Genomic DNA, 21,669 nt, shown 5'->3' on the forward strand with positions numbered 1-21,669 from the left:
CTTGCCCGCGATGGCGGCCTGTCAGCCAACACAGATGCAACTGACGCACCGCTATCGCAGGCAAGCCAGCTCCCACAGTTTGGCCGGTGTGCACCTGATCCAAAGTGGTAACCCAATCCCCTGTGGGTGCGGGCTTGCCCGCGAAGACGGCCTGCCAGTTAACACAGATGCAGCTGACCCACCGCTTTCGCAGGCAAGCCAGCTCCCACAGTTTGAGCGGTGTGCACCTGATCCAGAGTGGTAACCCAATCCCCTGTGGGAGCGGGCTTGCCCGCGATGGCGGCCTGTCAGCCAACACAGATGCAACTGACGCACCGCTATCGCAGGCAAGCCAGCTCCCACAGTTTGGCCGGTGTGCACCTGATCCAAAGTGGTAACCCAATCCCCTGTGGGAGCGGGCTTGCCCGCGAAGACGGCCTATCAGCCAACACAGATGCAACTGACCCACCGCCATCGCCCCTACCACCCAGCACAAGACGTTGCACGCCGCGAATAACTGCGCCAGTCTTATTGGCCTTCATTCGGCGGAGCGAATTTCATGCAAGCCACCCGTTTGACCCTTATCTGCCATGCCGTCACGCCCCTGCAAAAGCGCGGCTATTTTCCCGATGACGAGTCGGTGGCGATGGATTGGCAACGCGCGGCGCTGTCCCTGGCCGGTCGCTACAAGAAGCCACGTCGCCTGTTGTGTGGGCCGCAGGCTCGCACCCGGCAGACGGCAGGCTTGTTTGGCCACGACGCGGTGGTTGAGGACGCGTTGCGCGATGCTGATTTCGGGAGCTGGAAAGGCCTGGATGTCGGCCGCTTGCCTAGTGATGAGTTGCAGGCGTGGCTGACCAACAGCGCCAGCGCCCCCCACGGTGGCGAATCGGTGGATCAGGTTTGCGCGCGGGTGGCGCAGTGGATGCAGTCCCTCGAAACCCAACCCGGCCATATCGTCGCCATCACCCATCCTTTCGTGATCCGCGCCGCAATGCTGTACGTCATGCAGTTTCCGCTGTCGATGTTCTACCTGATCGACGTCGAGCCGCTGTCCGCTACCGAGCTGCGCTTCAATGGCGTTTGGCGCCTGCGCCTGGAAACTCACGCCTGAGCCCCTGAACATGGCAAAATCCACGCCCCGCAATGAGAGCAACCCATGAAACGCATCCTGATCATCGGCATTGGCGCCGGCAACCCTGACTACATCACGATGCAGGCCGTGAAGGCGCTCAATCGCACCGACGTGTTTTTCCTGATGGACAAGGGCCAGAGCAAAGACAAGTTGATCGACCTGCGCCGCGAGATCTGCGAGACCTACATCACCGAGCCCGGCTACCGCTTCGTCGAGGCCGACTGCCCTGAGCGCGTGCGCGGTGAAATTGACTACACCACCGCCGTGCAAGACCTCAACCGCGACAAGCAGCAAACCTTCGAGCGCATGATCAACGAAGAAATGGCCGACGGTGAAGTGGGCGCATTCCTGGCCTGGGGTGACCCGGCGCTGTACGACAGCACCATCCGCATCCTGCAGGCGATCCTGGCCAGTGGGCGCTGTGCGTTTGAATTTGAAGTGATTCCCGGCATCACCAGCGTGCAGGCCCTGGCCGCCCAGCACAAAGTGCCGCTGAACCGCATTGGCCGCTCCATCGAGATCACCACCGGACGCCGGTTGGCGGCGGGGCAGGCGAGTGATGCGGATACGCTGGTGGTGATGCTCGACGCGGAAGATTCCTACCGTACGGTGGCTGATCAGGACCTGGATATTTACTGGGGTGCCTACCTGGGCACGCCGGACGAAATCCTCATCAGCGGCAAAGTCGCTGAAGTGGCCGACGACATCGAACGGGTGCGCAAGGCGGCGCGCCTGGCCAATGGCTGGATCATGGACACCTATCTGTTGCGCAAACCCTGAGGTCACGCCCCATGCTCAAGCTGTTTGCCCTGACGCTGGCGCTGTTGGCCGGTGCCGCCCAAGCCGACGACACCCTGCACCGCGACTTGCCGCTGGCGTACCTGGAACAGACCCAGGGCGATGCGCGCAACGAACCGCTGGTGATTTTCCTGCACGGGTTTGGCAGCAACGAGGAGGATTTGTTTGGCCTCAAGGACGCCTTGCCGTCCACCTGGACCTACCTCTCCGTACGGGCGCCAATGCCGGTGGACGCGAGCGGTTATCGCTGGTTTGCGAAGACACCCGGCGACGGCGACTACGACGGCGAGACCGCCGACTTGCAGCGCAGCGCCCAACTGATCGAAGACTTTGTGCAGCAGGCCACCGCCAAGTACCACACCCAACCGGATCGGGTGTTTCTGGTGGGGTTCAGCCAGGGTGCGATCATGTCCTACGAGGTGGGGTTGCGTAAGCCTGCGCTGGTGCGTGGGATTGCGGCGTTGAGTGGCAGTGTGTTGCCGGTGTTGAAGGCTGAGTTGAAGGCAGATTCTGCACTGGGCCAACTGGCGATCTTTATTGGCCATGGGACGTTGGACCAGGCCCTGCCGTATGCCTCGGCGACCCGGGCGAATGAGGTGTTGCTGGGGGTGGGTGTGAAGCCGGAGTTTCATGGGTATGTGGGGATGCCGCATACCATCAATGAGGCTGAGGTGCAGGATCTAAGGGCCTGGCTAGAGAAAAGCCTGAAGTAAACACAGGAAGTGTGGAGGCTGGCTTGTGTGGGAGCTGGCTTGCCTGCGATAGCATCACCCGGGTGTTACTGAAAGACCGAGTTGCCTGCATCGCAGGCAAGCCAGCTCCCACACAAGCCAGCTCCCACATTGGTTTTGTGTTGTCTGGAAGAACGGGTTACTTGCCGCCTGTAATTTGCTTCACCAGTACGGCATGCCCCTTTGCATCATCCCCCCGGGAAATCGCCTGGATCACCAGCATGTGATTACCCGAACCACCCAGGAAGGTGCTGTTCAACGTCTTGCCCCCGCCCTGCGTCGCAATGCTGTCCACCTGGCGCAAACCCAGGCCCTTGAAGGTCAGCTTCTTCTCATTCTGCTTCTTGAAGTCCGGCAGTGCGGCGCTCTGCTCCTTGACGAAACCAGCTACGGCACCGTCGAGGAACTGCGCGTCGTTATCCCCGATGTTTACCCCATCGGTACGCACGGTTTCGGCGACGATCACCACACTTTTTGTGGTCTGGTTGGCGTACAGCGTGCCCTGGGTGGCTGCGCTGCTGTCTTCGGCCTTGCTGACAGGCAGGGTGTCCGCGACGTAGGCCTTGGGCAGGCTGAAGGTGAATTTGCCGCCCAGGGTGGAGATGCTCTGTGTGGCCGGCGGGGTGGCGGCGAACGCGCTGCCAGCGGCAAGCACGAGGGCCAGCAGGGCGGCGGTCTGGGTGAAAGTGGCCATGAAGCGCTCCAGGGATGAACGAAATTGCGGCGTATTCTGTCAGAAATTTCGCAATGTCGTTCACCCCGGGCCTTACACCTTGTCGGACTCTTCTTCGAGGCGGTCCATCTCAAACAGTCGCGCCAGTTCCGCCCGGGCTTCCTGGGCGGTCTGCATCACCTTGGCCGCATCGTCATACACCGCGTGTTGCGCGGCCAGCACTTGCAGGTCGTGGTTCTTGAAGCGGGTGATGCGCGCGTCGGCCTGGGCCTGGGTCAAGCCGAGGCCGACCAGGGTGCGGCGGCTCATTTCCAGGCTGGAGTAGAAGGTCTCGCGCACCGGCGACGCATCCAGGTCCACCAGGCGGTGAACGTGCTGGCGGTTACGGGCGCGGGCGATAATCTTCATGTGCGGGTAGAGGTTGCGCACCAGTTCGGCGGTCTTGATGTTGATCTCCGGGTCGTCCATGGCGATCACGAAGAACTCCGCCTGGTCGACCTTGGCCGCGTGCAGGATCTCCGGCCGTTGCGGGTCGCCGTAGAACACCGGCATGCCGCCGAAGCTGCGGGTCAGCTCGATGGTTTCCACCGAGGTGTCGAGGGCGATAAACGAGATGTTTTGCGCACGCAGGATCCGCGCGACGATCTGGCCCATGCGGCCCATGCCAGCAATAACCACGCGGGGCGCATCGCTTTCGATGGTGCGGTATTCCTCGGGCACTTCCACCGGCTTGACCTTGGGCTTGAACAGCTTCGGGCAGATCAACAGCAGCAACGGGGTCACGGCCATGGACAGGGTGATGGTCAGCACCAGCACGTCATAGAGGTGCGGTTCGAACAGGCCCTGGTCGCGACCGATCTTGAACACCACAAAGGCAAATTCACCGCCCGCCGCCAGCACCACGCCCAAGCGCAAGGCGCTTTCGCGGTTGAGGTCACCCACCAGGCGGCCAACGGCGTACAGCAGCGGCAACTTCAGGCCGATCAACAACAGGGTCAGGCCGAGCACCAGCAGCGGCGAGCTGAGCAGCAGGCTGAGGTTGGCGCCCATACCCACGCTGATAAAGAACAGGCCCAGCAACAGGCCCTTGAAGGGTTCGATCTGGGATTCGAGTTCGTGGCGGTATTCCGAATCCGCCAGCAGCAGGCCGGCGAGGAAGGCACCCAGGGCCATGGACACGCCCACCAACTCCATCAACCACGCGGTGCCGATCACCACCAGCAGCGCCGTGGCGGTGGACACCTCGCGCAGACCGGTCTTGGCGACGATGCGAAACACCGGCCGCAACAGGTAGCGCCCGCCGATGATCACCACGGCGATGCTGCCGAGGATCTGCAACACATGTTGCAGGCCCTGGGCTTCGGTGGTGGGGTGATCACTGCCGGCCAGCAACGGCACCATGGCGATCAGCGGGATCGCCGCGATGTCCTGGAACAGCAAGATGGCAAAGGCCAGGCGGCCGTGGGGCTGGTTCAGCTCCTTGCGCTCGGCCAGGCTTTGCAGGCCAAACGCGGTGGACGACAACGCCAGACCCAGGCCCAGCACAATCGCGCTGTTCCACGACTGGCCAAACAGCCACAACGCCACTACGCCCATCACCAAACCGGTGAGCAACACCTGGGCCAGGCCGACGCCGAACACCGCCTTGCGCATCACCCACAGGCGTTTTGGCGATAATTCCAGGCCGATGATAAACAGCAGCAGCACCACGCCCAGCTCGGAAAATTGCGCCACGCTTTGCGGATTGCCCACTAACCCCAGGACTGACGGGCCGATGATCACCCCGGCGAACAGATACCCGAGCACCGCGCCCAGTTGCAGGCGCTTGGCCAGCGGCACGGTCAACACGGCGGCGAGCAGGAACACCACGGCTGCTTGTAACAGGTTGCCTTCATGGGGCATTGGGGACTCCAGGATCTTGAAACGAATCAACAGGAGCGTATTAGAGCGCTTTTTACGTGTCGAAAATTGTGTTTTTGCGGTGAGTGCCGCGCCTGTCGCGCTCTTTTTACCGTCCTGCGGGTGTTTCTGAAGGATGTACAAACAATTGTCCAGGCGCAGCGGGTGGAGGCGGGCCCATTCATCACCTAGTTTTATGCCCTTGAGTTTATATTCCTTGGGTGGCATATTCGCATGGGCTGGGACATTGAATACACGGATGAATTCGCAGGCTGGTGGGATGGCCTGGGTGAAAAGGAACAGGTTTCGGTATCCGCCAGCGTGGATCTGCTGGGTTTTTTGGGGCCGGGTTTGGGCTATCCCCACAGCAGCGACATCAAGGGCTCCCGGCACGGGAACCTGCGTGAACTGCGGATACAGCACACAGGGCGGCCCTATCGAGTGTTGTACGCATTTGATCCACGGCGATGCGCATTATTGCTGGTCGGTGGGGATAAGACCGGTAACAACCGATGGTATGAAAAACACGTCCCGCTAGCAGAAAGGCTATACGACGTACATTTGGATGCATTGGCTAAAGAGGGCCAAAACAATGGCTAAAAAATTCGCTGAACTTCAAGCACGCATGACGCCGCAATCTCAGGCCGAAGCCAAGCAGTTGTTCCAGCAACATCTAAAGGAAATGCCCCTGCACGAGCTGCGCAAGGCTCAGCAGTTGAGCCAGGAAAACCTGGCCAAGGCATTGAATATCAACCAGGCTGCTGTCTCCAAGATGGAGCGGCGCACGGATATGTACATCAGCACATTGCGCGACTATATCCGTGCGATGGGCGGCGAACTGGAGATCATTGCGACGTTTCCAGACGGTCAGGTCAAGATCGACAACTTTGCCTACTGAGCGCTGCCCGGCTGTATTTCCTTCTGTGTGGTCAGTGTTACCGGCCGGCGATACAACCCCACCGCCAAGCCCACCAGAATGATCGCTATCGAGATCAGTTCCAGCGTGGAGATACGTTCACCAATGATCAGCATCGAACTGGCGATGCCAAACACGGGGATGAGCAATGACAGGGGCGCCACCGTCGAGACAGGGTATGCCTTGAGCAGTGAATTCCAGCCCCAGTAGGCAAAGTGCGTGGCCAGGTAGACCTGGAACAGGATCGAACCGACGGCCATCACGTCGAGGCTGGCGGGCAGGCTTTCGAACGCGGCGCTGCCGTGCATCCACCAGGCCATCAGGAACAGCGGGATGGGCGGGAACAGGCTCGCCCACACCATGAACGCGAAGATCTCCTTCACGCCTGACTGCTTGATGATGACGTTACCCACGCTCCACGCAAACGCGCTGAGGACGATCAGCATGACGCCCAGCACCGCGTGGCTGCCGTCCTGGGTGACGACGATCCCCGCGAGGCCGAGCAACGTCAGGCCGGCGCCGACCAGTTGTGCGTCGCGTAGGTTTTCGTTAAACAGCACCACGCCCCAGCCGAGGGTGAAAAACACGCTGAGCTGGATGATCAGCGAGGCGATCCCGGGGCTCACGCCGACCTGGATGCCGTAGTTGATCACGCCCCACATGCCCAAGCCGAAAATCACGCCATACGCCGCGACGTAGCCGAAGTGCACGGCCGGGCGGCGGATGAAAAACACCAGTGGCAAGGCGGCGAGGGCGAAACGGATGCCGGTGAGCACAAAGGGATCGATGCCGCGCAGGCCGAGTTTGGTGATCGGAAAGTTCAGTCCCCAGACCAGGGTGACAAGCACGGCAAGTGCCAGGTGTTTTTTCAGCATGGGCTTTTCCTTAAGCGGGCAGGCATGTTCAAAGGTGTTGATGTTAAGCCGCAGTCGAGTGGCCCGCTTGCTATGTCAGGTCATACTTTGACAATATCGGGCCATGATCCCGACCTTTGCTGAAAACGACCCCGAAGCCGTGGTGACGCTGCACGAATACGCGTCCGGCACCGTGTTTGCGCGGCATACCCATGCCCGTGGGCAGTTTGCCTACGCGTCCACCGGCGCCTTGAAGATGTTCACCGACCTCGGTAACTGGGTGGTGCCACCGCAGCGCGCGATCTGGGTGCCCGGCGGCGTGCCCCATGAAATGCATATGCGTGGGGATGTGCTCATGCTCAACACCTACCTCGACGACGAAGCCGCCGGGCGTGCGGGCTTGCAGGGCCATTGCCAGGTGTTTGAAGTCTCGCCGTTGCTGCGGCATTTGCTTGAAGCGGCGTTGACGATCGAGCCGGCGGCGCGGCTCAGTATTCGGCAACGCTGTGTGCTCACGCTGCTGGTGGATGAAATCGGCGCGATGCCCGAGTTGCCCCTCAGCGCGCCGTTGCCCGCTGAGCCGCGCCTGGCCCGTGCCTGCCAGCGTTTTCTGGACGTACCCACGCAGACCATCGCGCTCGACACCATGGCCGCGTGGTCGAGCATGAGCCGGCGCACCTTTACCCGACAGTTCCTGGAGCACACCGGCATGACCTTTGTGGCCTGGCGCCAGCAGGTGTGCCTGCTGGAAGCCACGGCGCGGCTCAGCCACGGTGCGTCCATCACCGATGTGGCGCTGGGGTTGGGCTTTAGCAGCTCCAGCGCGTTCACCTCGGTGTTTCGCCGCAACCTGGGGGATTCTCCGGCGCGTTACCTGGCCAAATCCAAGGCCGCGTCGTTGTTCTGAGGCCGCGCCGGTCAGGATTCACCGCTGTGCCGGCCACGCTTTGTTACTATCGCCGCCCATCGTCACCAGGAGTCACCGCCCCATGCAGCACCAGTGGGATGAAATGCACCGCACCCGCAAGCCCACTTTTGTGTTGTGCGGCGAGCCCCAGGGCGACGTGCTCAATCTCTACGTTCACGGTTACTCGGCCTTTTTCAACCGCCAGCAACTGGGCAACTTCACGGCGCAACTGGCGAGCATCGAAGGCTCGACCAATGTGATGCTGTTCTGGCCGGCCGGGCATTTCCTCGAAAACCTGTTCGCCCCGTTCAAGGAAGTGATCGGCGCGATGCTCGGCGGTGGTGGCCTGGGCGCGGCGACTGTGGGCGTGGGCAAGGCGATTGCCTACTTTCTTGACCATTACAAAAGTGTCGAGGCGCGTGTCGATGAGGTCGCCCAGACCTTGCTGCCCGAGCTCGCCAACTACCTGCACGCCGAAGCCCTGCCGGTACGGCGCATTAACCTGGTCGGCCATTCCCTGGGCGCACGCATCCTGGTCAAGAGCCTGTTGGCCAGCCCAGAGGCGGCCCGCGAGCTGCCGTTGAACAACGTGCTGCTGATGGGCGGGGCGATCTGTACGTCGAGCCCGTGGGATGAAGTGTCGGCACCGCTCCAGGGGCGGCTGATCAACTGTCATTCCAGCAAGGACTGGGCGCTGGCGATCAAGCCGGATAACGAGCGGTGCATCGGTCGTTACGCCATCCCGCTGACGCCCGCCCTCAAGGCCAAGGTGAGCAATGTGCACTTGGCCACCTTCGATCATGCTGCGTATTGGCCGCAGTTGAATACCGTGGTGCAGTACACCGACCTGTTGCAGGAGCGGCGCGGCATGATCCGCGCTGACCAGCGCAGCAGCGAAGTGCGGTTTGCCGAGGAGGACGGGGAACTGTTCCCGGCGCTGGTGCAGGCGCGGCCGGATGAGTTGAAGTTCCTCGCCGAACTGATGGCACAAAAGCGCAGTGCATCGATTGATGCCAGCGTGCGCGAACCGTTGAAACTGGCCATCGAGTTGCAGCGCATGGGCGGCGACAGCTTTATGAACCTCGCCCGGGGCCATGGCGTGAGTTACCGCCAGATCGCCGAAGATGTCGCGCAGCGACTGGGGATCAAGTTCGAACAGTCGGTTGATAGCGTCGAACTGACGGACATCGAAGCGCAGGTCGCGGAACACCTGATCGAGCAATACAAGGACAAACTCAACAGCGCCGACCGCCAGGCCTTCGACGCCGAATTGCAGGCAGCGGCGCAAAAGGAGCAGGGGGTGTTCGCGCGCTTCAGTGTAGGGCGCTCGGCCACCACCGCGTTGAGTGGCACGGCGTTGGCGGGGCTCACCGGCTTTATCCTGCGGCGCGGGGCGGCCACGGCGATTCCGGTGGTGGGCCAGGCGTTGGCGGCGGCGATGCTGTTGGTCAGCGGGGTGCGCGCGTTTTCCGGCCCTGCTTACTCGATCACCACCTTGGCGGTGTTGGTGGTGGGTGTGATCCGCCAGCGCATGGAGCGCGAGGCGCTGAACCAGGAAATGGACCTGGTGGTGCAAGTGGTGGAGGCGTTTGACCTGCCTCGGGACACGGTGATGCGCACGGTTGCGTCCGACTGATAAGCTGCCAGCCTTATGCATTTGCCTGGAATACCGTGTGAAATTCAGCCTGCCGAAAATCGCCACCGCCCCGTTCTGCCCGCCGGAGGTGGCCGGCTCCGTTGCCGTTGACCCCAAGGCGTCGTTCTTCAAGCGGATGTTGATGTTCGCCGGTCCCGGCCTGTTGATTTCCATCGGCTACATGGACCCCGGCAACTGGGCCACGGCCATCGAGGCCGGTTCGCGCTACGGCTACAGCCTGCTGTTTGTGGTACTGCTGGCCAGCCTGGCGGGGATGGCGGTGCAGTGCCTGTGCTCGCGGCTGGGCATCGCCACTGGCAAGGACCTCGCGCAGCTGTGCCGCGAGCGTTATAGCCAGCGTTCCGCACGTACCCAGTGGCTCTTGGCGGAAATCTCCATCATCGCCACCGACCTGGCTGAAGTGCTCGGTTGCGCCCTGGCGTTTCACCTGCTGCTCGGCGTGTCGCTGACCACCGGCATTGTCATCACCGTGTTCGATACGCTGCTGATCCTGGCCCTGCAGAACCGTGGTTTCCGCCGCCTGGAAGCGATCATGCTGGCGCTGGTGGCGACTATCGGCGTGTGTTTCTTCATCGAACTGCTGCTGATCAAACCGTACTGGCCGGATGTGTTGAGCGGCTTCACGCCGTCGCTCTCGGCCATCAGCGATGCTGCACCGCTGTACCTGGCTATCGGCATCCTTGGCGCCACGGTCATGCCGCATAACCTCTACCTGCATACCTCGATTGTGCAGACCCGCCTGATCGGCAATGACCTCGCCAGCAAACAGGACGCGGTCAAGCTGGCGCGCATCGACACCATCGGCTCCCTGGCGCTGGCTTTGCTGGTCAACGCCGCGATCCTGGTGTTGGCCGCTGCGGCGTTCTACAAGACCGGCCACACCGACGTGGTCGAGATCCAGGACGCCTACCACTTGCTCGACCCGCTGGTGGGCGGCACGTTTGCCAGCATCCTGTTTGGTGTTGCATTGCTGGCGTCCGGGCAAAGCTCGACGTTCACCGGCACCATCGCTGGGCAAGTGATTATGGAGGGCTACCTCAACCTGCGTATTCCGTGCTGGCAACGCCGCCTGATTACCCGAGGGCTGGCGCTGATTCCAGCGTTTCTGGGGGTGTGGCTGCTGGGTGATGGTGCCATTGGCAAGTTGCTGATTCTCAGCCAGGTGGTGCTCAGCCTGCAGTTGCCGTTTGCGTTGTATCCGTTGATCCGCATGACCGGCGATAAACAGCTGATGGGGCCGTTTGTGAACCGGCTGCCGACCCGGGTGTTGGCGTGGTTGCTGTTTGCGGTGATCAGTGGGGCGAATGCGTGGTTGATTGGGCAGTGGGTGTTTTGAGTCGTAACGGTTGGGCGTTACACCAGAATCGCTAGGGATGTGTACTGGGCGACGTGCGGATCGGCCGTAATCAACCTCATAGGTTCGTTTATGGCGACTGCGACAATGAGCCGATCGAAGGGATCTTTGTGATGATGCTCAAGATCCTTTACGGCAGTGGCGTGTTCAGTCGTGATGGGTAGCTCGACGAAGCCGCTGTCCAGGCAAAATTCACGGAGTTTGTTCATGTCTACATTGAGTTTCCCCAAGCCAACTTTGATCGCCATCTCCCAGAATGTCGCAGCGCTGACATAAATTTCTGCCGCATTTTCAATGTGCCTTTGAGCTTTGCTGGAGAGTTTGGGGTCATCGGTCAGCGACCAAAGCAGAATATGGGTATCCAACAATACCCTCATAGAGGGTTGCCCTCGAACGCGTCCAGTAGATCGTCCGGTAAAGGCGCATCAAAGTCGTCAGGAACAACAAACATGCCTTTCATCGCACCAATTCGCGGCCCCTTGGGCTTCGTTATGGGGACAAGTTGCGCCATCGCGCGGCCATGTTTGGAGATGGTGATGGTTTTTCCGGCGGCAGCTTCATCAACCAGTTTTGACAGATTGTTTTTAGCTTCACCCAAGGGCACGGTAATCATGCGGACTTCCCCCTGTTTGGGCCAAATATAGTCAAAGCTCCGTGAGCTATCAAAGACGGCCTGACAACTGGCTGTAGCCGCTCGCTTGGCATGGGGTTTTTTGTCGTATTGGAAGTCCATGGCATCTCTCCGAAAATGAATTCGTCAAAGTCTGCCCCAAGGAGAAATGCCAAAAAATAGTGGCCCGTTAAATCAGAACTCACCTACGTTACCCACTCGGAAATTTCCTCAACCGCCGCACACCTCACCGATCCCAATACGGCACCGCCCCAAAACACTCCACAAAATAGTCAATCACCGTACGCACCTTCAGCGACAACCGCCGGCTGCCCGGCCATAACGCGGCAATCTGCTGCGGTTCCAGCGTGGTCGCCACTTCGTAGTCCGTGAGCACCGCTTGCAAGGTGCCCGCGCGCAAGCCTTCGCCAATCAGCCAGGACGGAAACACCACCAGTCCCAGGCCTTGTTCGGCGGCGTGGGTCAGGGTGTCGGCGTGGTTGCCGGTGATCGGGCCCTTGACGCTGTAGGGCGTCCAGTCGCCGCCGTCGCGGCGGAAGAACCAGCGTTGCTGGCCGGTGATGCCTTTGTAGGCCAGGCAGTGGTGGTGGGCCAGTTCGTCGGGGTGTTGCGGCGTGCCGTGCCTGGCCAGGTAGGCGGGGCTGGCGGCGATGCGAAAGCGCTGCGGCGCGAAGATGCGCGCCTGCATGCCCGAGTCGTTGAGCACGCCGATGCGAAAGAGCAGGTCGGTGCCGTCTTGCAGGGGATCGACGTAGGTGTCGGTCTGCTGGATGTCCAGTTGCAGCTTGGGATAGCGCCGGCACAGTTCCCCCAGCCACGGTGACAGATGACGTTGGCCGAACACCATCGGCGCGTTGATGCGCACCAGGCCGCTGGGTTCGCGCTCTTGTTCCTGCAAGGCCTGGCCGGCGGTTTCCAGTTGTTCCAGCAGCAGGCGCGCGTGATGCCCTAGCAGGCGCCCGGCCTCGGTGGGGCTGACCGCACGGGTGTGGCGGTAGAGCAATTGCTGTCCGAGGGCCTGTTCCATCAGCTGGATTTGCCGGGAAATGGAGGAGGGCGCCAGGCTTTCGCGGCGGGCCACTGCGGAAAAGCTGCCGTGGTCGAGCACGGCCACGAACAGGCGCAGCGCCTTGAAACTCAATTCATTCAAACCCTGCATCGGGGCTCCATGCTGTGCGTATTGCGCAAAGGTGTTGTCGGCATGCTGCCATTTATCGCACAGCATCACCACCGGATAATGCGCGCCATGTCTCTTTCTTGAAGCGCAGGTGATGTATGCAGGCAAGTTCTATCGAGGGCGCGGCGTTGGTCGTGCCGAAGAAAAACCTTTTGCGGCTGTTGTTGCTGCCTCTGGTGATCCTGGCGGGCATGGGCTTGTCGGTGGAGGCCGGATTGCTTGGGCCATTGGGTGTGCAGGTCGGCCATTTGTGGGCGACGTTGAGTATCTTCGGCGTCGGCTCGGCGATCCTGTATTTACTGCTGTTGTTCAGCGGCCCGCAAAAGGGCCCGGCGTTGACCGACCTGCCACGCTGGCAATTGATCGGCGGCTTCCTGGGGCCGATGTACGTGGTGGTGCTGACCCTGGCCACGCCGCATATCGGCATCGCCATGACCATGATCGCGATTCTGTCCGGGCAGGTGGGCAAGAGTGTGTTGATCGACCATTTCGGCTGGTTCGGCACCGCGCGCAAGCGGGTCAATGGTGAGCGCTGGATAGCGTTGGCGTTGATTGTGGCGGCACTGATCTTGATTGCACGAGGGTAAGGCGATGAATCTGATTCTGTTGTTGGTGCTGGTGATTGCCGCCGGTGCGGTGTTGAGTGTGCAGGCCGCGATCAACGGGCGCCTGGGCCAGACGGTGGGCGTGTTGCGCAGCAGTTTGCTGACCTTTGCCGTGGGCGCGCTGACCACGGCGCTGCTGATTTTCTTCTTTGAACCTGCCCAGGCCGTGAGCTTGCTGGACGTGCCGAAATGGCAACTGACCGGTGCCCTGTTTGGCGTGGTGTACATGATGGTGATGGTCGGCGCGGTGCCGATTGTGGGCACGGCGGTGGCCACGGTGGCGGTGATTGTCGGGCAGTTGGGCATGGGCATGTTGATCGACAACTTTGGCTGGCTGGGCAACCCGGCGATTGAATTGTCGGGTAGCCGGATTGTGGCGATGCTGTGCTTGGCGTTGGCGTTGGTGTTCATGTATCGCAGCAATACGCGTCAGGCCGACTGACGCGGTCAAAAAATGTGGGAGTGCCCCCTGTGGGAGCGGGCTTGCCCGCGATTGCGGTAGATCAGTCGAGAAATGTATCGACTGACACACCGTCATCGCGGGCAAGCCCGCTCCCACATTGGAATTAAAAATCAGCTCGGCTTGGCGCGCGTCACTGATTACCATGAACGCCCACATCCCGACTGACGCACTCCCCATGGCCCTGGCCGCGCCCCCCGACCTCAGTGATCACGCCGTCCCCGTGCAACCCCTGGCACGCACCTACCCGCGTGGGTTGTACGTGGAACCCCATCGCCACGACTGGGGCCAATTGCTCTACGCCATGAGCGGCGTGATGTGGGTCGAAACCCCGCGCGAAGCCCTGGTGGTCCCGCCCCAGCGTGCCGTCTGGTTGCCGCCGGGGGTGGAACACGGGATTCGCGTGGTGTCGGATTTGCAGATGCGCAATATCTACCTGCGCCCGGCGTTGGCGGCGACGCTGGACAGCCAGGTGCAAGTGATCGAGGTCGGCGGCTTGCTGCGCGAGCTGATCGTCACGCTGGTGGAAGAGGGCGACAGCGCTGATACGGGCTATTACGACGCAGTGGTGCGCCTGGCGCTGCTGGAATTGCAACGGGCGCGCCGCTCGCCGATCCGCATTGCCATGCCGGTGGAGGCCGACCGTCGCTTGATCAACGCTTGCCAGGCGGTGATGGCCGCGCCCTCGTTGGACGTCCCCTTTGAACAACACGCCGAGACGGCCGGTGCCAGCGTGCGCACCTTGTCGAGGCTGTTCCAGCACCACCTGGGCATGGGTTTCGCCGAATGGCGGCGCCAGGTGCAACTGGCCACGGCGGTGGCGGAGTTGATCCAGGGCCAGCCTGTCAGTCGTATCGCGCGGTCCCTGGGCTATTCGCCGAGCAGTTTCAGCGACATGTTCCGCCGCGAACTCGGCGTGGCGCCGTCGCACTACGTCGGTTGAGGGTTTGGCCGAAATCCTGAAGCACTTGGCCGATGCTTCAGGAATGGGCTCTCTACACTGAGCCCATCTACCCACCAGGCGCCATCCCATGAGTTACCTGATTTCCCTCGCCATTGGCCTGTTTGTCGGCGTGCTCTACGGCGCCTTGGACTTCCGCTCGCCCGCGCCACCGGCCATCGCCCTGGTTGGCCTGATGGGCATGCTGCTGGGCGAAAAGCTCTGGCCCATGGGGCGGCAGCTGGTCAGCGGTTGGTTGTCCTGATTCCCTTTTTCCCTTCGATGGATATTGGCCATGAAAGCACTGCAATTTTCCGCTACGGGCGATCTTGCCTCCCTGCGTTTCATCGACGTCGCCACCCCGGTGCCCGCCGCCGGTGAAGTGCTGGTGCAGATCAAGGCGGCGGGACTGAACCCCAGCGACGTGAAAAACGTGCTCGGCCGTTTCCCCTACACCACCTTGCCACGTATTCCCGGGCGTGACTTTGCCGGCGTTGTCGTCGAAGGCCCGCAGGCGTTGCTGGGCCAGGAGGTCTGGGGCTCGGGGCGCGATCTCGGTTTTTTTGCCGACGGTTCCCACGCCGAATTTGTGAAGGTTTCAGCCAAAGGTGTAGCGCACAAACCCAGCCACCTGAGTTTCGCCCAGGCCGCAAGCCTTGGTGTGCCGTACACCACCGCCTGGGATGCCCTGGAGCGCAGCGGCGTCGGCAAAGGCACACGGTTGCTGGTGATTGGCGCCAATGGTGCGGTAGGCAGTGCGGCCCTGGCCCTGGCGAAAATTCGTGGCGCTCAGGTGCTGGCGGCGGTGCGGCGGGCGGAGCATGTGGAGGTTTTGCAAGGGCAGGGGATTGAGGCGATTGCCTTGGGGGCGCCGGAAGACTTGGGCGTGCAGGTCAACAGTGTGTTCAAGGGCGGCGCCGATGTGATCTTCGACACCACCGGTTTCTGGTTGCCCGCAGCGGTCGCCGGGCTGGCGCCGTTTGGGCGCATCGCCATCATCGCCGCGCCGGTGGACGGCCAGGTGCAGCTGCCGGCCCTGGCGTTGTACCGCAAGGGTGGGTCGGTGGTGGGGATCAATTCGTTGCTCTACAACTGCGAGCAGTGCGCGGTGATGCTGGAGCAGTTCGGGCGGTTTTTTGATGAGGGTTCGCTGCCGCTGCCGACGGGGTTGCGGGAAGTGGCGTTGGCGCAGGGGTTGCAGAGCTATGAGGAAGTGAATAATGGTAGTGCGGACAAGATCATCTTCCTGCCCTGACACGCTCTAAATACTGTAGGAAAACCAAGGTGGGAGCGGGCTTGCCCGCGATTGCGGTAGTCCAGCCAACACATCAGTGGCTGATCGACCGCTATCGCGGGCAAGCCCGCTCCCACATGAGTTTTTTGCCAACAGGTGGTTGTTACTAGGCTTCAGGCACGCCCTTCTCCCACGCCGACCAGTTCTTGAGGATCGCCTGCACCAGCGGATTTCCCGTGCGGTACAGGTTCTCCAGCGCCGGCACAAACCCACCCTGGTCCGCGTATTTCAGCAGGTTGTCCACTTCGCTGTAACCCGGATACGGCCGGTCGAAGTCCGAGCCCGCGCGCACCACGGCCAAGCGTTGAATATCCACCAACCCCTCACGGCTGGCCCGCAGCAGCGCTTCGTAGGTGGAGTTGTCCTCCTGCTGGGTGGTGCAGTACTCGCCCTTGTTATCCGTCAGCAGTTTGGTCCAGACCTCGGCGCGTTCGCTCAAGCGCGTGCCGGAAAACCAGGTGTTGCCCGCCAGGGTGTCGCAGCGGGTGACTTGCGGCGGCTGGTTGGCCGGGGCGGCGGGGTAGTGTTTGCGCCAGGCGGCAGATTCCTTGCTCTCCGTCAGCTGAACCTGGTGCGACAGGGCAAACGCCTTGGCCTGCAACTTGGGGTTCAGCTCAAACACTTCGGTCTTGTAGTCCAGCGGCGGTTTCTCGTTGGGACCTTTGGTGTTGATGCCGATGTAACCGGTCGGCCAATCCTTGGGCGCATCCCGCGAGTCCAATTCCCATTGGGTGCCGAACTCCACCAAGTAATGGGCCCAGGCCGCAGTGCCGATGGTACCGTGCTTGGGGCTGATGCCGGCGATCCCGGCGATCAGGAAGTAGCTCTGGCGCAGGTCGAACTTGGGCGACAAGGCCACGGCAAGGGTGGACGCGGCGGCGTTGGTCTGGCCCATGCCGGTGACCAGCAGGCAGACATCCTGGGTGTTGCAGCGGATCACCGGGTATTCGGCGGAGAGGCCCGGCACGCGGACCTCTTGCTTGAGTTCCAGGCGGTCGATCCAGGTCTGTGCCTCGGGGGCGAACATGGTGATCAGCATCACCTTGGGTTTGATCGGCGCATCCGCCAATACCACATGGGGCAACAGGGCCAAGCCGACAGCCAGTGACAGGCGGGAAAGTACGTTCATCCAAAAGCTCCTCTATCAGAATTGATAACCGACGCCGGCGTAGTAGCCCCAGCCGTCCGAACGGGCGCGGAAGTTGCCTTCGCCGAAGTTCAACTCACTGCCATCCTCCCAGTTGCCGCCGTTATGAAAGTAACGGCCGACCAGGGTGAACCGCAGGTGGGTAAACGAATACAGCAGCACATTGGTCGCCACCAACGAATTGGCGGTGCGCGCCGGGTTGTCCTTGTGCAGGTCCGAGCCAAAGTCGTAGTTGGTGAAGCCGATGTAGGTCAGCGAGGCACCGTTGTCGAACTTGCCGATGGGCACGATGTACTTCATTTGGGCGCGGTAGCCATCCCACGAATATTCATTGCTGGCGCCGTAGTTTTCCCACTGGTAACGCCCGTAGAAGTTGGCCGACAGATTGACCCGCGAGTGGGTGTCGATGTCGGTGCCCAGGCCGCTGTACAGGGTGTTGGCACGGTTGGCCTTGTTGCTGCCGTGGTCGTAGATCCAGTCGAACGCCACATACCATTCCTTGAACGGCCCAATGGCCAGGCTGCGGCCCGCCAGGTAGTCGATGGAGATGCGCGGTTCGTGCTCCATGAACACCGGCGAGCCATGGTCCCACACGCCTTTGTCATTACTGTTACCGATGCCGAGGATCTTCGGCACGTCGATATAGCCGTAGAGTTCGAAGGGGCCCTTGCGGCCGAAGTACTCGTACTCCAGGTAAATGTCGTCGGACGGCTTGGGGCCGAAGCTGATGTCTTTGCTGCCGATCAAGGTCAGGTCTTGGTTGAACCAGTCTGAGAGGTACACGCCTTTTTTTGTCGGGTTGGCTTCCGGGCTGAGGGTTTCGCCCTGTGCTGAGTCATCGACGGGTTTTTCCTGCGCGAAAATGGGCGCGCTGAGTAGTCCCGTAACGGCGGCCAGTAGCAGGGAAACACCAAGGGCGGCAGGGTGCCTTGCGGTGGAGTGCATTGAAAATCCCTATTCGTACGCGGTTTGGACCCGATTCTTCGGGTGGTGGTGAACTTGGCTGGCAAGTTCGTTCCGCAAACGTTTGCATAGGCTGTACCAACTTTGACTATTGGCTTGAATAGACTGGAAAAAAGCGCGATTAGTCGACCTTTTGGTCAGAATTGACCCGGTGTCATTTTGTCGAGGGGTTGAACCGGTGCAGCGCGGTTTCCCGACGATAATCGCTTGGCGTCTGATTCATCTCGATGCGAAAGTGCCGGTTGAAATTGGACAGGTTGGCGTAGCCCACTTCAAAGCAGATCGCCGCCACGGACATCTCGCTTTGCAACAACAAGCGGCAGGCGCGTTGCACGCGGAACTTGCGCATCAGGTCGATAAAACCGTGGCCGGTGTTGCGCTTGAAAAAGCGCGAAAAACCCGGCTCGCTCATCTCCAATTGCTGCGCAATCACCGACAGGCGCACGTCCCCCGTGAGTTCGCGCATCAGGTAGTCGAAGGCCTTGTTGATGCGCTCGGCGCTGCGCGCATCCAGGGTGGGCGCGTAGCACGGGCTGGCCAGCGCCTGCACGTGTGGCGCCGGGGCGCTCTTGAGGGTATCGAGCAATTGCAGGAACAGCACCAGCCGCTGCAGGCCCTGGGCGTTGCCGATGTGTTCCATCAATGCGGCGGCACGCAGCGCCGTGTCGCCGTGAAATTGCAGGCCGCGTCGGGCTTGTTCGAACAACGGTTGCAAATCGCCCAGTTCCGGCAGCGTCTTGCGCAAGGCGAGCAGGGCGGCGCCGTCGAATTGCAGCACCACGTCGCGGCCCTTGAGGTATTCGCCGGGGGCCAGTTCGCCGATCCAGTCGTGGGGCAGATCGGGGCCGATCAGGGCGACGTGGCCGGCACTGAAAGCGCCGATATAGTCGCCTGCGACCAGCTTGCCGCTGCCTTGGCGGATCAGGTGGAGTTCAAACTCGGGGTGGTGGTTCCAGCGCGCCAGGTCATAGGGATAGTCGTGTTCGAACCAGCGAAAGCAGTGGTCCGGCTCGGGCAGGATCACTTCCAGTTCGGCAGGGCGGTGCTCGAACAGTTGGGCGCGGCTGACAGGCATGGCGGGGCTTCTTGTTGTTCTTGGTAGCGCCTCAAAATACGCGCCTGCGCGGTGTCGGCGCTACCCCTGGTTTTGCCGGGCACTGATACTTTTTTAACCCAGGTCCCAAGGTTAAAAAAGTATCACTCGCGCATCCGCCACGGGTTTGTGAGGGCTGGGCCAACCTGCTGTAATCGGCCCTCAACAACAAAAACAACAGGTGGATACCGCCATGCTCAAGCTCCCGCAAGCGTTGTTCCTGCTGTCCGGCCTGGCCTTGGCCATGCCCAGCCATGCCGCCGACACCGTGACCATCGCCACGGTCAACAACAGCGACATGATCCGTATGCAGCGCCTGTCCAAGGTGTTCGAAGCGCAGCACCCGGACATCAGGCTCAACTGGGTGGTGCTCGAAGAAAACGTGCTGCGCCAACGCCTCACCACGGATATCGCCACCCAGGGCGGGCAGTTCGACGTGCTGACCATCGGCACCTACGAAACCCCGCTGTGGGGCGCCAAACACTGGCTGGAGCCGCTGACCCAACTGCCGGCCGACTACGACGTCGAGGATATCTTCCCCTCGGTGCGCCAGGGGCTGTCGGTCAACAACACCCTCTACGCGTTGCCGTTCTACGGCGAAAGCACTGTCACCTACTACCGCACCGACCTGTTCCAGCAGGCCGGCCTGAGCATGCCCGCGCATCCGACCTGGACCCAACTCGGCGCCTTTGCCGCCAAGCTCACCGCCAAGGACAAAGACCAATATGGCCTGTGCCTGCGCGGCAAGGCCGGCTGGGGCGAGAACATTGCCTTGTTGAGCACCATGGCCAATGCGTTTGGCGCGCGCTGGTTCGACGAGCAGTGGAAGCCTGAGCTGACCAGCGCGGAATGGACCGCCGCGGCCAATTTCTACGTCAACAGCCTCAAGCAATACGGCCCGCCGGGGGTTTCCAGCAACGGCTTCAACGAAACCCTGGCGCTGTTCAACAGCGGCAAATGCGCGATCTGGGTAGACGCCAGCGTCGCCGGCTCCTTCACCACCGACAAGAGCCAAAGCAAGGTGGCCGACAGCGTAGGCTTTGCCGCCGCGCCCACCGAAGTCACCGATAAAGGCTCCTCATGGCTGTACGCCTGGTCCCTGGCGATCCCGGCCACGTCCAAGCACAAAGACGCGGCCAAGGCCTTTATCACCTGGGCCACGTCCAAGGACTACATCCAACTGGTCGCCGATAAAGAAGGCATCACCAACGTACCGCCCGGCACTCGCCAGTCCACCTACAACGACGCCTACTTGAAAGCCGCGCCGTTTGCCCAAGTGACCCTGGAGATGATGAAACACGCCGACCCGGCGCACCCGTCGGCCAAGCCGGTGCCGTACGTGGGCATCCAGTACGTGACCATCCCCGAGTTCCAGGCCATCGGCACCTCGGTGGGCAAGATGTTCTCGGCGGCGCTGACCGGAGGCATGTCGGTTGACCAGGCGTTGCTCCAGGCCCAGTCCACCACCGAGCGCGAAATGAAACGCGCGGGTTATCCAAAATAATTCTTTAGAGACATGCCCCATGAAACGACTTGAAGGTAAAAGCGCGCTGATCACCGGATCAGCGCGCGGGATCGGCCGCGCGTTTGCCCAGGCCTACATTGCGGAGGGCGCCAGCGTCGCCATCGCCGATATCAACCTGCAACAGGCCCAGGCAACCGCCGCCGAACTGGGGCCACAGGCGTATGCCGTGGAAATGGACGTCACCGACCAGGGTTCCATCGACGCCGCGATTGCTGCCGTGGTGGCTCAGGTCGGAAAGCTGGATATCTTGATCAACAATGCGGCGTTGTTTGATCTGGCGCCCATTGTCGATATCACCCGGGATAGCTATGAGCGGCTGTTTTCGATCAACGTCGCCGGGACGTTGTTCACGTTGCAGGCGGCGGCGCGGCAGATGATCCGCCAGGGGCATGGCGGCAAGATCATCAACATGGCCAGCCAGGCTGGGCGCCGGGGTGAGCCGTTGGTGGCGGTGTATTGCGCGACCAAGGCGGCGGTGATCAGCCTGACGCAGTCGGCGGGGTTGAATCTGATCAAGCAGGGGATCAACGTCAATGCCATCGCTCCCGGTGTGGTGGATGGGGAGCATTGGGATGGGGTGGATGCGTTGTTTGCCCGGTATGAAGGGTTGGCGCCGGGGGAGAAGAAGCGGCGGGTAGGGGAGGAGGTGCCGTTTGGGCGGATGGGGATGGCTGAGGATTTGGTGGGGATGGCGGTGTTTTTGGCTTCGGCGGAGGCGGATTATGTGGTGGCGCAGACGTATAACGTTGATGGGGGGAATTGGATGAGCTGATGGCTTTTTGTTGGTGTACATATCCGTTGCTGCGGTAACGGCGGCTTATGGTTCCGCTCTTACAGCGGGTCACTTTGGAAAAGCCTGTACGGACCGGACACATGGTTGACGGGTGTGCGGGGACATGGTGGACACTTTTCGGCGAGCCAACTTCGCCGG

Annotated in this window: 24 protein-coding genes; 15 read left to right on the plus strand and 9 right to left on the minus strand. The window is 61.5% G+C overall.

Going from position 1 to position 21,669, the window contains the following annotated elements:
- The first annotated feature begins 538 nt into the window (after positions 1-538).
- The 3 genes from J1G37_RS28220 to J1G37_RS28230 are packed head-to-tail and all read left to right on the plus strand — an operon-like array spanning position 539 to position 2,625.
- Positions 539-1,093 carry a histidine phosphatase family protein gene (locus tag J1G37_RS28220; RefSeq protein ID WP_207047004.1) on the plus strand — a complete coding sequence of 185 codons (555 nt, stop codon included), beginning with the start codon at positions 539-541 and terminating at the stop codon, positions 1,091-1,093.
- Positions 1,094-1,138: 45 nt separating this feature from the next.
- Positions 1,139-1,894: a precorrin-6A synthase (deacetylating) gene (gene cobF / locus J1G37_RS28225; RefSeq protein WP_124528335.1), complete on the plus strand. Its 756-nt coding sequence runs from the start codon at positions 1,139-1,141 to the stop codon at positions 1,892-1,894.
- An 11-nt stretch (positions 1,895-1,905) separates the two neighbouring features.
- Positions 1,906-2,625 (plus strand): alpha/beta fold hydrolase, encoded by a 720-nt coding sequence (locus J1G37_RS28230; RefSeq protein ID WP_207047005.1) that lies wholly within the window; start codon positions 1,906-1,908, stop codon positions 2,623-2,625.
- 157 nt (positions 2,626-2,782) lie between these two features.
- On the opposite strand, the gene J1G37_RS28235 is transcribed toward J1G37_RS28230, so the two are convergent.
- On the minus strand, positions 2,783-3,337 hold the full coding sequence (locus J1G37_RS28235) for a hypothetical protein (RefSeq protein WP_207047006.1): 555 nt from the start codon (positions 3,335-3,337) through the stop codon (positions 2,783-2,785).
- Positions 3,338-3,409: 72 nt separating this feature from the next.
- On the minus strand, positions 3,410-5,218 hold the full coding sequence (locus J1G37_RS28240; protein ID WP_207047007.1) for a monovalent cation:proton antiporter-2 (CPA2) family protein: 1,809 nt from the start codon (positions 5,216-5,218) through the stop codon (positions 3,410-3,412).
- Positions 5,219-5,449: 231 nt separating this feature from the next.
- Between J1G37_RS28240 and J1G37_RS28245 the strand changes: the two genes are divergently transcribed.
- Complete coding sequence (locus J1G37_RS28245) at positions 5,450-5,815, plus strand: type II toxin-antitoxin system RelE/ParE family toxin (protein ID WP_207047008.1); 366 nt, start codon at positions 5,450-5,452, stop codon at positions 5,813-5,815.
- On the plus strand, positions 5,808-6,113 hold the full coding sequence (locus J1G37_RS28250) for an XRE family transcriptional regulator (protein WP_124528340.1): 306 nt from the start codon (positions 5,808-5,810) through the stop codon (positions 6,111-6,113). Before J1G37_RS28245 ends, J1G37_RS28250 begins: the two co-directional genes overlap by 8 nt.
- Here J1G37_RS28250 and J1G37_RS28255 read toward each other — a convergent pair.
- Complete coding sequence (locus J1G37_RS28255; protein WP_207047009.1) at positions 6,107-7,006, minus strand: EamA family transporter; 900 nt, start codon at positions 7,004-7,006, stop codon at positions 6,107-6,109. The two genes, J1G37_RS28250 and J1G37_RS28255, sit on opposite strands and share 7 nt — an antisense overlap.
- A 103-nt stretch (positions 7,007-7,109) precedes the next feature.
- Here J1G37_RS28255 and J1G37_RS28260 point away from each other — a divergent pair, with 103 nt between their 5' ends.
- From J1G37_RS28260 to J1G37_RS28270, 3 genes are all read left to right on the plus strand, one after another.
- Positions 7,110-7,892 (plus strand): helix-turn-helix transcriptional regulator, encoded by a 783-nt coding sequence (locus J1G37_RS28260; RefSeq protein ID WP_207047011.1) that lies wholly within the window; start codon positions 7,110-7,112, stop codon positions 7,890-7,892.
- A gap of 82 nt (positions 7,893-7,974) precedes the next feature.
- The gene (locus J1G37_RS28265) at positions 7,975-9,528 is read left to right on the plus strand and encodes a DUF726 domain-containing protein (RefSeq protein WP_207047013.1); all 1,554 of its coding nucleotides are present in this window, start codon (positions 7,975-7,977) and stop codon (positions 9,526-9,528) included.
- Positions 9,529-9,565: 37 nt separating this feature from the next.
- Positions 9,566-10,885 carry an Nramp family divalent metal transporter gene (locus tag J1G37_RS28270; RefSeq protein ID WP_207047015.1) on the plus strand — a complete coding sequence of 440 codons (1,320 nt, stop codon included), beginning with the start codon at positions 9,566-9,568 and terminating at the stop codon, positions 10,883-10,885.
- A gap of 17 nt (positions 10,886-10,902) precedes the next feature.
- On the opposite strand, the gene J1G37_RS28275 is transcribed toward J1G37_RS28270, so the two are convergent.
- The 3 genes from J1G37_RS28275 to J1G37_RS28285 form a co-directional block, all read right to left on the minus strand.
- Entirely contained in the window at positions 10,903-11,280 is a 378-nt protein-coding gene (locus J1G37_RS28275) for a type II toxin-antitoxin system VapC family toxin (protein ID WP_207047017.1), read from the minus strand.
- Positions 11,277-11,636 carry a type II toxin-antitoxin system Phd/YefM family antitoxin gene (locus J1G37_RS28280; protein WP_242551781.1) on the minus strand — a complete coding sequence of 120 codons (360 nt, stop codon included), beginning with the start codon at positions 11,634-11,636 and terminating at the stop codon, positions 11,277-11,279. The genes J1G37_RS28275 and J1G37_RS28280 overlap by 4 nt, the downstream gene beginning before the upstream one ends.
- 124 nt (positions 11,637-11,760) lie before the next feature.
- Positions 11,761-12,693: a LysR family transcriptional regulator gene (locus J1G37_RS28285; RefSeq protein ID WP_207047019.1), complete on the minus strand. Its 933-nt coding sequence runs from the start codon at positions 12,691-12,693 to the stop codon at positions 11,761-11,763.
- Positions 12,694-12,809: 116 nt separating this feature from the next.
- Here J1G37_RS28285 and J1G37_RS28290 point away from each other — a divergent pair, with 116 nt between their 5' ends.
- From J1G37_RS28290 to J1G37_RS28310, 5 genes are all read left to right on the plus strand, one after another.
- Entirely contained in the window at positions 12,810-13,298 is a 489-nt protein-coding gene (locus J1G37_RS28290; protein WP_207047021.1) for a DMT family transporter, read from the plus strand.
- A gap of 4 nt (positions 13,299-13,302) precedes the next feature.
- Positions 13,303-13,758: a DMT family transporter gene (locus tag J1G37_RS28295; protein ID WP_207047023.1), complete on the plus strand. Its 456-nt coding sequence runs from the start codon at positions 13,303-13,305 to the stop codon at positions 13,756-13,758.
- Positions 13,759-13,954: 196 nt separating this feature from the next.
- On the plus strand, positions 13,955-14,719 hold the full coding sequence (locus J1G37_RS28300) for a helix-turn-helix transcriptional regulator (RefSeq protein ID WP_207047039.1): 765 nt from the start codon (positions 13,955-13,957) through the stop codon (positions 14,717-14,719).
- Between the two features lie 88 nt (positions 14,720-14,807).
- The gene (locus J1G37_RS28305) at positions 14,808-14,981 is read left to right on the plus strand and encodes a DUF1427 family protein (RefSeq protein WP_124528348.1); all 174 of its coding nucleotides are present in this window, start codon (positions 14,808-14,810) and stop codon (positions 14,979-14,981) included.
- A gap of 30 nt (positions 14,982-15,011) precedes the next feature.
- On the plus strand, positions 15,012-15,971 hold the full coding sequence (locus J1G37_RS28310; RefSeq protein ID WP_207047025.1) for a zinc-binding alcohol dehydrogenase family protein: 960 nt from the start codon (positions 15,012-15,014) through the stop codon (positions 15,969-15,971).
- Positions 15,972-16,116: 145 nt separating this feature from the next.
- On the opposite strand, the gene J1G37_RS28315 is transcribed toward J1G37_RS28310, so the two are convergent.
- From J1G37_RS28315 to J1G37_RS28325, 3 genes are all read right to left on the minus strand, one after another.
- A complete protein-coding gene (locus tag J1G37_RS28315) occupies positions 16,117-17,139 on the minus strand; it encodes a purine nucleoside permease (RefSeq protein ID WP_207047027.1) in 1,023 nt (340 codons plus the stop codon).
- A 15-nt stretch (positions 17,140-17,154) separates the two neighbouring features.
- Complete coding sequence (locus tag J1G37_RS28320) at positions 17,155-18,102, minus strand: nucleoside-specific channel-forming protein Tsx (protein ID WP_207047029.1); 948 nt, start codon at positions 18,100-18,102, stop codon at positions 17,155-17,157.
- Between the two features lie 172 nt (positions 18,103-18,274).
- Positions 18,275-19,195, minus strand: a complete 921-nt coding sequence (locus J1G37_RS28325) for an AraC family transcriptional regulator (protein ID WP_207047031.1) — start codon at positions 19,193-19,195, stop codon at positions 18,275-18,277.
- A gap of 211 nt (positions 19,196-19,406) precedes the next feature.
- Here J1G37_RS28325 and J1G37_RS28330 point away from each other — a divergent pair, with 211 nt between their 5' ends.
- Together J1G37_RS28330 and J1G37_RS28335 are read left to right on the plus strand one after the other, a co-directional pair.
- Positions 19,407-20,717, plus strand: a complete 1,311-nt coding sequence (locus J1G37_RS28330) for a sugar ABC transporter substrate-binding protein (protein ID WP_207047033.1) — start codon at positions 19,407-19,409, stop codon at positions 20,715-20,717.
- A 19-nt stretch (positions 20,718-20,736) separates the two neighbouring features.
- Positions 20,737-21,510 carry an L-iditol 2-dehydrogenase gene (locus tag J1G37_RS28335; protein ID WP_207047035.1) on the plus strand — a complete coding sequence of 258 codons (774 nt, stop codon included), beginning with the start codon at positions 20,737-20,739 and terminating at the stop codon, positions 21,508-21,510.
- The last annotated feature ends 159 nt before the right edge of the window (positions 21,511-21,669 follow it).

The organism is Pseudomonas sp. Marseille-Q1929 (assembly GCF_017316265.1).
Lineage (GTDB): Bacteria > Pseudomonadota > Gammaproteobacteria > Pseudomonadales > Pseudomonadaceae > Aquipseudomonas.